We start from the raw sequence: 9,213 nt of genomic DNA, 5'->3' as shown, positions 1-9,213 counted from the left end.
CAATCTCCCCCCTTGCGGGGGAGATGTCCGGCAGGACAGAGGGGGGTGCGAAGGAACACCGGCCGGTCAGCGAGGACAGGAAAGACATCTGCGTGTTGTAGCGTCGATGGCCGGGGCCGTCATCCCGGTGAGTGAGTTGTCACTCGGCCGATGATTTTGCGGGAGGCACTAGTCGCTGCCGTCGCCTCACTCCTGCAACTCCCCGCCGGCCGCCGCCATCGCCTCGGCCGTGTCGACGTCGACGAACGCGCCTTCGCCGATCTCCACGTCGATGACGCCTGCCGAGCCCGACTCGATCACGTGGCGAGCGCCGACGTCGCCTTCCAGCCGGGCCACCTCGGCAAAGAGGAGACGCGGCAGGATGACGGGGTTGCCGCGCTTGCCGTCATGGCTGGCGCGCACCACCTGCTGCCCGCCCGAAGCGGCGAAGGCGGCGATCAGCCGGTCGAGATCGGCGGCGGACACCGCCGGCATGTCGCCGAGCACGACCAGTACGCCGGTGGCATTGTCCGGCAGGCTGTCGACGCCCGCCTTGAGCGAACTGGCCAGCCCGCTGGCGAAATCCGGATTGTCGGCGAAGCGCACGCCAAGCCCGTCGAGAGCAGTGCGGACGCGCTCCGCCTGATGGCCCGTGACGACGGTGACCGATTTCGCCCTGCTGGCGAGCGCCGCCTGGACGACGCGGCGGATCAGCGGCTCGCCGCCGAAGCGGGCGAGCAGCTTGTTGGGGCCGCCCATGCGGGTTGAGCGGCCTGCCGCCAGCACTATGGCATGGACCGCTTCGCCGTTGGGGCGCCGCGCCTCGCGCGGCTGCGGCCGGCTGGCGATCTCCATCAGCAGGCCGCCGACGCCCATGCCGGCTATGTCGGCTGAGGTCACGTCGAGCCCGGCGAGCAGCCGGTCGAGCACCCAGTCGAAGCCGTTTTCCTTCGGGCTGCGGGCGCAGCCCGGCGCGCCGATCACCGTCTTGCCGCCGATGCGGCCCAGGACCATCAAATTGCCGGGGTCGACCGGCATGCCGGCGCGGACGACCACGCCGCCGGCGGCGCGGATTGCCGCCGGGATCACGTCGTCGAAGTCGCACAGCGCCGAGGCGCCGAAGACGATCGCCATGTCATTTCCGGCAAGGCTGCCGGCAAGCGCGGCGGCCAGCGCCGGAGCCTCATGCGCCACCCGCGTCTCGCCCGTCACCACGCTGCCCGAGCGCTCCAGCCGCGTCCGGGTGATGCGCGCCGTCTTGTCGATCACGCTGTCCTTCAGACCGGGCAGCAGCGTGTGCACGAGGCCGATGTTCCGCGCGACGAACGGATGTATTTGGAAGGGCGCGGGGCCAGCCAGGATGTCGACCGCCTTCGCGACCAGGTTTTCCCCGACGGCAAAGGGGATGATCTTGACCGTCGCCACCATCTGTCCGGGCTCGACCACGGCCTTGTCGGCAAGCGTGGCGATGGTAATGGCCGGATCGATGGCATTGACAGCGTTTATCCGGGTCGCCTCAACGGTGAAGACACCGGCCGCCGCGGCATGCAGGTTGACCCGGCCGGTGGAGGCCGGCTTCACCTTGAGATTGTCGGGGCTGACCGCCGCCGCGATGCGCGTGGCCGCGGCATTCTCGTCGAGATCGCCGGCTTCCAGCACGGCAGCGACCAGCTCGCGCAGGCCGGCGGCGCGCAGCGCTTCAATATCCTCAGGGCCGATGCGGTGGGCCTTGGGCAGGCGCCGCTCGCCAGTTTGGACGGCATGCGCCAGCAGCGCGCCTTCGGCTTCCTCGGTGGCGACCGGGCCGAACCTCACGCCGCCCTGGCCTTTCCGGCTTCGCCGAGACCGCGCGTGCGCAGCGCCCGCACCACCTCGGCCAGGACGGCGACGGCGATCTCGGCCGGGCTTGAGGCGCCGATGTCGAGGCCGATCGGCGCATGGATCTGCCCGATCTGCTCGGGGCTTGCGCCGGCCGCGCGCAGCCGCTCGACCCGCCCGGCATGCGTCTTGCGGCTGCCGAGCGCGCCGACATAGAAGCAGCCGGCGTCGAGCGCGGCCTTGAGCGCGAAATCGTCGATCTTCGGATCGTGGGTGAGGGCGGCCAGCGCCGTGTAGGCGTCGAGCGGCTTCGCGGCGAGCACCGGCTCCGGCCAGTCGGCATAGAGCGGCACGCCGGGAAAGCGCTCGGCGGTGGCGAAGGCGGTGCGCGGATCGATGATCTCCATGTCGAAGCCGGCCACCTTGGCCATAGGCGCCAGCGCCTGGCTGATATGCACCGCGCCGACCACGACGAGGCGCGGCCGCGGCAGGCTGGCGTTGAGGAACCAGGAGGCGCCGTCGGCCTGGACCGTTCCGGAAATGCCGGTGCGGAAAGCCTTCTTCACCGCTTCGCCGAGCTCGCCGGCAATCACGTCGTCCTCGCGCACCAGCCGGTCGGCGCCGGTTGCCAGATCGGTGAGCAGTACGGCGGCGCGGCGGGCGCGGCGCTCGGCATTGAGGGCCTTCAGGGAATCCAGCTTCATGGCTCAGCCCAGCTTCTCGACATAGACCTTTATGCGGCCGCCGCAGGAGAGGCCGACGCGCCAGGCGGTCTCGTCGGCGACCCCGAACTCCAGCATGCGCGGCTTGCCGTCGCCGATGACGTCCAGCGCCTCGGTGACGACGGCGCCCTCGACGCAGCCGCCGGACACCGAGCCGTGGAAATTGCCGTCGGCGTCGATGACCAGATGGCTGCCGACCGGGCGCGGCGCCGAGCCCCAGGTCTCGATGACGGTGGCGAGCGCCACGTCGCGGCCGCCGTCGGTCCATTCCTCCGCGATCGCCAGCGGATCGCGGCTTTCGTCGAGTACGGTCGTTTCGCTCATCGTCCTTCTCCTTGCGGTCAGGCGGCGGCCCGGTCTGCGGGCAAGAGATAGCGGCGCGGATCGGCGCCGCCGGCGGCACCCTGGTCGAGCGAGGCGCACAGATCGGCCAGTGCGTTGAGATTGTGCACCGGCCGGAACTCGTCGACATGCGGCAGCATGGCCCGCACGCCGCGGGCGCGCGCCTCGAAACCGTCGAAGCGCAGCAGCGGATTCAGCCAGATCAGCCGGCGACAGGACTTTCTCAGCCGCTCCGTCTCCGCCTGCAGCCCGACCACGTCGTCGCGCTCCAGTCCGTCGGTGATGAGCAGCACCACCGCGCCCTGGCCGAGCACGCGGCGCGACCACAGCCGGTTGAACTCGTGCAGCGTCTCGCCGATGCGGGTGCCGCCCGACCAGTCCTGCACCGCCGCCGAGCAGTCGGCGAGCGCTGCGTCGGGATCGCGGTGGCGCATCTGGCGGGTGAGATTGGTGAGCCTGGTGCCGAAGACGAAGGCATGAACACGCCTGCGCTTCTCCGTCAGCGCATGCAGGAAATGCAGGAAGATGCGCGTGTACTGGCTCATCGAGCCGGAGATGTCGGCAAGCACCACAAGCGGCGGGTGCACCTCGCGTGCCGAGCGGTATTTCGGCAGGATGAGCGCGCCGCCGGTACGGGCGGAGGCGCGCATCATGGCGCGCGGATCGACTTTCTTGCCGCGCGGGTCGGGGCGGAAGCGGCGGGTGGCGACCAGGTCGAAGGGCAGCCTGAGCGCGGCGATCTCGTGCCGCGCCTCGGAAAGCTCGGCCGCCGTCATCTGGGCGAAATCCTTGCCGCGCAGCACCTCGTTGCCGGACACGGTGAAACGCGCGTCGACCTCGATCTCGGGGGTCTCCTTCGGTGGCTCGTTCTTCCGGTGACCCTCGAACATCGCCTGGCTGACGCGGTTTTCGGCCGCCCGCGGCTTTTGCCGCTCGCGCATGTCGGGCGCCACCGGCGAGAACATGGCGAGCATCTTTTCGATCAGCTCGCGCGACCGCCAGAACAGCCGGAACGCCTCGTCAAATACCGGATGGTCCTCGTGGCGGGTCACCAGCACGGCGTGCAGCGTCCAGTAGAAGTCGTCGCGGCTGCCGATGCCGGCGGCCAGCACCGCCTCGATGGCGTCCTTCACCGAAGCCGGCCCGACCCGCATGCCGGCCTTGCGCAGTGCGCGGGCGAAATAGACGATGTTGTCGGCGAGCCGGCCTTCGGAATGCGCAGTCGTCGCATCTGCACCGCCGATGACGAGGGGAGTGGTTGCTTCACCCCCATCCCTCAAGGGGGAGGGGAGCGTCGGCGCCTCAGAATCCGCTTCCCCCTTGAGGGGAGGGGTAAGAGGCGGACGTGAGCTGCGATCGGAGCTGTCCATCTCACTCCGCCGCGGCCAGCTCCGCCTTGACCTCCTGCAGGAGGCGGCGGCCTTCGCCCTGCTCGATACGCGCGATGTCGTCCTGGTACTTCAGCAGCACGCCGATGGTGTCGGAGATCGTCTCCGGATCGAGCGCGACCTTGTCGAGTTCGGTCAGCGCGCCGGCCCAGTCGATGGTCTCGGCCACGCCCGGCACCTTGAACAGCTCGATCTGGCGCAGCTTCTGCACGAACTTGACCACTTCGGCCGACAGCCGGCTGTTGGCCTGCGGCACTTTTCGCGCGACGATGTCGAGCTCGCGGGCGGCGTCGGGATAGTCGACCCAGTGGTAGAGGCAGCGGCGCTTCAGCGCGTCGTGGATCTCGCGGGTGCGGTTGGTGGTGATGACGACGATCGGCGGTTCCTCCGCCCTGATCGTGCCGAGCTCAGGCACCGTCACCTGGAAGTCGGCGAGGATCTCCAGCAGGAACGCCTCGAACGCCTCGTCGGTGCGGTCGAGCTCGTCGATGAGGAAGACGGGAGCCTTGCCCGCCTTGCCTTCGAGTGCCTGCAGCACCGGGCGGCGGATAAGATATTTTTCGGAGAAGACGTTTTTCTCCATGGCGCCGCGGTCGACTGATCCTTCCGCCTCTTCCATGCGGATCTCGATCATCTGTGCGGCATAGTTCCACTCGTAGACCGCCGAGGAGACGTCGAGCCCTTCGTAGCACTGCAGCCGGATCAGCGGCCGGCCGAGAGCGGTGGCCAGCACCTTTGCGATCTCGGTCTTGCCGACGCCGGCCTCGCCTTCGAGAAAAAGCGGTCGCTTCATGCGCAGCGCCAGGAACAGCACGGTCGCCAGCGAGCGGTCGGCGACATAGTCGGCACCCGACAGCAGGTCGAGCGTCGCGTCGATGGACTGGGGCAGGGGACGGGCAGCTATGTCGGTCATCGGGCCTCCGCCGGGGTCACAGGACCCGATAGGCGCGGTTGTAGTAGAGCAGCGGATCCACGCTATCGCCGATCCGCAGGCCCGTCACCTTGCCAAAAAGCACACGATGGGTGGCCAGATCCTTCCAGTCGAACAGCTCGCAGTCGAACACCGCCGTGGCGCCGACCAGCGTCGGCGCGCCGGAGGCGATCTTCTCCCAGCGTCCGAGGGCAAAGCGCTCCCCGACCGGCAGGCCGGTGACGCCGGAGAAGGCGACGGCGATGGGCTGCTGGTCGGGCGACAGCGTGTTCAGCGCGAAGCGGCGGTTGGCGAGGAAGGCCTCGTTCTTCGGATTCTCGCGATTCAGGCAGACGAGAATGGTCGGCGGCGCGTCGGTCACCGAGCAGGCGGCGATCACGGTGGCGCCGCGCAGGCCGGCCTCGCCGTCGGTGGTCACCACATGCACGGCGCCGGCGAAGCGCGCCATGGCGTCGCGATAGGCCTGCGGTTCGACGTCGCTTTTCTTCAGCACCGATTTTTCCCGACTGGAGGACCGACCGCTATATATGGGCATAGACGGCGGGCCACAAGGAAATCGCCGAACCGGTACGCGCGAAATCGCCGGTTGCGCCGGCCGCATGCCGCCGTTACCAGTTTGCTCCGGCGCGCGGTCCAGGCGCGCGGAATCGGGCTTCGAAAGGACAGTCGGCCTCATGCTGCTTGCCAAGACGGCGATGGCGTTGCTGGCTCTGGTCCTGGCCGGAGAGGCGGCGCGTGCCGAGGCAGTCCGCATCGGCGTCGCCGCGCCGCTGAGCGGCCCTTCCGAACTGCTTGGCCGCCAACTCGTGAACGGCGCTCGCGCTGCCGCGGGCGACGCCATGCTCGATGTGGCGGACGATGCCTGCACGGGCGAGGGCGGGGCGGCGGCGGCGCGTCGTTTCGCCGAGGCGGAGGTGAAGATCGTCGTTGGTTTCCTCTGCACCGAGGCGATCGAGGCGGCGCTGCCGATCCTGAAGGACGCCGGCATCCCGACGATCACGCCAGGCGTGCGCACCGACAGCCTGACCGACCGGCGCGACAAGACCGGCTGGCTGGTCTATCGCCTGGCACCCCGCGCCGACGCCGAAGGCCAGGCCTTCGCCTCGCTGCTGGTGCCGCTTTGGCGCGACAGCCTGTTCGCCATCGTCGACGACGGAACCATTTATGGCCGGGACCTCGCCGAGACCTTTCGCGGCGCGGCCGAGCGGCGGGCGCTGAAGGCAGTCTTCGTCGACACGTACAGGCCGCAGATGGACAATCAGATCGGCCTGGTCGGGCGGCTGCGCCGGGCAGGCGCCGTCAACGTCATGGTCGGCGGCGACCGCGACGACGTCGCGGCCATGACGCGCGACGCGGCCGCGCTCGGCGCGCCGCTCACCTTCGCCGGCGGCGAGACGCTGCGCTCGGCTTCCAACGGGGTCGCGCTCGCCGCCGGCACGCTGATGATCGGCCTGCCGGAATGGTCGGACATCGCCGACCAGGCCTCCCTTGTAGCCCTAGCCGAGCGCCATGTCGTGCCGGACGGCTACGTGCTGCCTGCCTACGCGGCTATGCAGGTGGCGGTCGCCGCCGTTCAGGCCGAGCCGTCGGGAACGCCGACGCTGGCCGGCCCCTACGACACCGCGCTCGGGAGGATTATGTTCGACGGCAAGGGCGACCTCTCCGCAAATCCCTATCGCCTGTTCCGCTATGACGGAACGCGCTTCGTGCCGCTGGAGGAGCCGTGATGGACCGCGCCGGACCGCGCAACTTGATCACCGACGTTGCCGGGTTGAAGATCGGCAATGCCGCCGACGCCGGCCTGAAATCAGGCGTCACCGTCGTCGTCTGCGAGGAGCCGGCGGTGGCCGGCGTGCAGATACTCGGCGGGGCGCCGGGGACACGCGAGACCGATCTTCTGGAACCGCACAATTCCGTCCAGGCCGTCAACGCGCTGGTGCTGGCGGGCGGTTCGGCTTTCGGGCTCGACGCCGCCTCCGGCGTGCAGGCGGCGCTGCGCGAACAGGGCATCGGCTTCGAAGTTGGCGGGTTTCGCGTGCCGATCGTGCCGGCTGCCATCCTGTTCGACCTGCGCAACGGCGGCGATAAGCAATGGGGCCGCTTTCCGCCCTATCGCGAGCTCGGCTACCAGGCCGTCGCGGACGCCGGCACCGACTTCGCGATCGGGACGGCAGGCGCCGGCACCGGCGCGCTCAGCGCCGGGCTCAAGGGCGGGCTGGGCTCCGCCTCGACCGTGCTGGCCAACGGCATCACCATCGGCGCGCTGGCGGCGGTCAATCCCACCGGTTCGGTGACGATCGGGCGCAGCCGCCATTTCTGGGCGGCACCCTTCGAGATCGGCGACGAGTTCGGCGGCCTCGGCCATCCCTCGCCGATGCCCGCCGATGCGACCAAGGTCCGGCTGAAATTCCGCGACAAGGCGGAACTGGCGAACACCACCATCGCGGTGATCGCCACGGACGCCGTGCTCACCAAGGCGGAGGCCAAGCGGCTGGCGATCGCCGCGCATGACGGTTTTGCCCGCGCCATCTGGCCAGCCCATACGCCGGCCGACGGCGACCTCGTCTTCGCGTTGGCGACCGGCCGCAGCGGCAAGGTGTTGGCCGCCGACGAGGCGATCGACCTCTATGCCGCGGCCGGCGCGACCATGGCACGCGCCATCGCGCGCGGCGTCTTCGCCGCCACGCCGGCAGAGGGCGACCTGTTTCCGGTGTGGTCGTCCAGGACGGCATGGAAGCCGTAGCTGTCGAAATCCGCTGGCGATCGCGAACTTCGTGCAGAGTAGAGAGGGCTGCGCCAAGCCATTTCGAAATGGTCGCTCGGAACTTCCAGGCTCAAGGACTTGGGCTGCCCGTCTTTTCGCGATAGGTTGCGGCCGGACATTCGTTCCGCTCCCACATCCCAAGCATTTCGGAGAATTCGCCATGGAGAAGCGCCGCCTCGGCCGTACCGACCTGCTCGTTTCGAGAATCTGCCTGGGCACCATGACCTGGGGCCAGCAGAATACCGAGGCCGAAGGCCACGCCCAGATGGATATGGCCTTCGAGCATGGCGTGAACTTCCTCGACACGGCCGAACTCTATTCGATCCCGCCCAGGGCGGAGACGCAGGGCAGCACCGAGCGCATCGTCGGCTCGTGGATGAAGGCGCGCCGCAACCGCGGCGACGTGATTCTCGCGACCAAGGTGGTCGGCCGCACGGCCATGGACTGGTTCCGCGGCGATCGCCCGTCGCGGCTGGTGCGGGCGGACATTCTCGATGCCATCGACAAGTCGCTGGCCCGCCTTGAGACCGACCATGTCGACCTCTACCAGATCCATTTCCCCGAGCGGCAGGTGCCGTGGGGTTCGAACCCGACGCGCGTCGGCAAATGGCCGGCCGGCCGCGACGAGGACGAGACGCCGATCGCCGAGACGCTGTCCGTCTTCGACGAACTGGTGAAGGCGGGAAAGATCCGCCATCTCGGCGTTTCGAACGAGAGCTCCTGGGGCGTCATGCGCTTTCTGTTCGAGGCGGAGCAGGGGCGGGGGCCGCGTGTCGCCTCCATCCAGAACGCCTACAATCTGCTCAACCGCACCTTCGAGGTGAATCTCGCCGAGGTCGCCGACCGCGAGGATGTCAGCCTGCTCGCCTATTCGCCGCTCGCGCAGGGCTATCTCACCGGAAAATACAATCACGGGGCGCGGCCGGCCGGCGCGCGCACGACGCTGTTCAACCGCGGCCAGCGCTACGAGACGCCGCACGCCGCCGAGGCGATCCTCGCCTATTGCGATCTGGCGCGGTCGTTCGGCCTGGAGCCGGCGCTGTTCGCCGCCGCCTTCGTGCTCAGCCAGCCTGTCGTGACCTCCAGCATTATCGGCGCCACCAGCATGCCGCAGCTCGAGACGGCGCTGGCCGCCGCGGAGGTCCAGTGGACGAAGGAGATGCAGGAGGCGGTCGACGGGCTGCACCAGCGGTTTGGCAATCCGTGTCCCTGAGGAGTAGGGCAGTAGGGCAGTAGGGCAGTAGGGCAGTAGGGCAGTAGGGCAGTAGG

9 protein-coding genes are annotated in these 9,213 nt (G+C 69.1%); 3 read left to right on the top strand and 6 right to left on the bottom strand.

The genetic code is table 11. The annotated features are described in order from the left end of the window. Window positions 1-186 precede the first annotated feature (186 nt). The 6 genes from AC5JDC_RS00780 to AC5JDC_RS00755 form a co-directional block, all read right to left on the bottom strand. Complete coding sequence (locus AC5JDC_RS00780; RefSeq protein ID WP_495838232.1) at window positions 187-1,794, bottom strand: NTP transferase domain-containing protein; 1,608 nt, start codon at window positions 1,792-1,794, stop codon at window positions 187-189. Beyond that, entirely contained in the window at window positions 1,791-2,501 is a 711-nt protein-coding gene (locus AC5JDC_RS00775; RefSeq protein ID WP_495838230.1) for an XdhC family protein, read from the bottom strand. The genes AC5JDC_RS00780 and AC5JDC_RS00775 overlap by 4 nt, the downstream gene beginning before the upstream one ends. 3 nt (window positions 2,502-2,504) lie before the next feature. After that, the gene (locus tag AC5JDC_RS00770; protein WP_106770139.1) at window positions 2,505-2,843 is read right to left on the bottom strand and encodes an XdhC family protein; all 339 of its coding nucleotides are present in this window, start codon (window positions 2,841-2,843) and stop codon (window positions 2,505-2,507) included. Between the two features lie 17 nt (window positions 2,844-2,860). Continuing rightward, entirely contained in the window at window positions 2,861-4,141 is a 1,281-nt protein-coding gene (locus AC5JDC_RS00765; RefSeq protein ID WP_495838227.1) for a vWA domain-containing protein, read from the bottom strand. Between the two features lie 91 nt (window positions 4,142-4,232). After that, window positions 4,233-5,162, bottom strand: a complete 930-nt coding sequence (locus AC5JDC_RS00760) for an AAA family ATPase (protein ID WP_495838225.1) — start codon at window positions 5,160-5,162, stop codon at window positions 4,233-4,235. A 16-nt stretch (window positions 5,163-5,178) separates the two neighbouring features. After that, window positions 5,179-5,673, bottom strand: coding sequence for a flavin reductase (locus AC5JDC_RS00755; RefSeq protein WP_495838223.1), 495 nt, complete (start codon window positions 5,671-5,673; stop codon window positions 5,179-5,181). Window positions 5,674-5,854: 181 nt separating this feature from the next. On the opposite strand from AC5JDC_RS00755, the gene AC5JDC_RS00750 reads away from it, so the two are divergent. From AC5JDC_RS00750 to AC5JDC_RS00740, 3 genes are all read left to right on the top strand, one after another. Further along, entirely contained in the window at window positions 5,855-6,907 is a 1,053-nt protein-coding gene (locus tag AC5JDC_RS00750) for a branched-chain amino acid ABC transporter substrate-binding protein (protein ID WP_106770136.1), read from the top strand. After that, window positions 6,907-7,923 carry a P1 family peptidase gene (locus AC5JDC_RS00745; protein WP_106770135.1) on the top strand — a complete coding sequence of 339 codons (1,017 nt, stop codon included), beginning with the start codon at window positions 6,907-6,909 and terminating at the stop codon, window positions 7,921-7,923. The genes AC5JDC_RS00750 and AC5JDC_RS00745 overlap by 1 nt, the downstream gene beginning before the upstream one ends. A 181-nt stretch (window positions 7,924-8,104) precedes the next feature. Then, a complete protein-coding gene (locus tag AC5JDC_RS00740; RefSeq protein WP_495838219.1) occupies window positions 8,105-9,157 on the top strand; it encodes an aldo/keto reductase in 1,053 nt (350 codons plus the stop codon). The last annotated feature ends 56 nt before the right edge of the window (window positions 9,158-9,213 follow it).

Source organism: Kumtagia sp. (genome assembly GCF_059502445.1).
The sequence above is the reverse complement of the archived record's forward strand: the minus strand, read 5'-3'. Positions and strand labels throughout refer to the sequence as shown.

Bases quoted from the DNA above. Each gene is read 5' to 3' on its own strand.
- AC5JDC_RS00770 (WP_106770139.1), bottom strand. From the start codon at position 2,843: ATGAGCGAAACGACCGTACTCGACGAAAGCCGCGATCCGCTGGCGATC.
- AC5JDC_RS00775 (WP_495838230.1), bottom strand. From the start codon at position 2,501: ATGAAGCTGGATTCCCTGAAGGCCCTCAATGCCGAGCGCCGCGCCCGC.
- AC5JDC_RS00760 (WP_495838225.1), bottom strand. From the start codon at position 5,162: ATGACCGACATAGCTGCCCGTCCCCTGCCCCAGTCCATCGACGCGACG.
- AC5JDC_RS00740 (WP_495838219.1), top strand. From the start codon at position 8,105: ATGGAGAAGCGCCGCCTCGGCCGTACCGACCTGCTCGTTTCGAGAATC.
- AC5JDC_RS00750 (WP_106770136.1), top strand. From the start codon at position 5,855: ATGCTGCTTGCCAAGACGGCGATGGCGTTGCTGGCTCTGGTCCTGGCC.
- AC5JDC_RS00745 (WP_106770135.1), top strand. From the start codon at position 6,907: ATGGACCGCGCCGGACCGCGCAACTTGATCACCGACGTTGCCGGGTTG.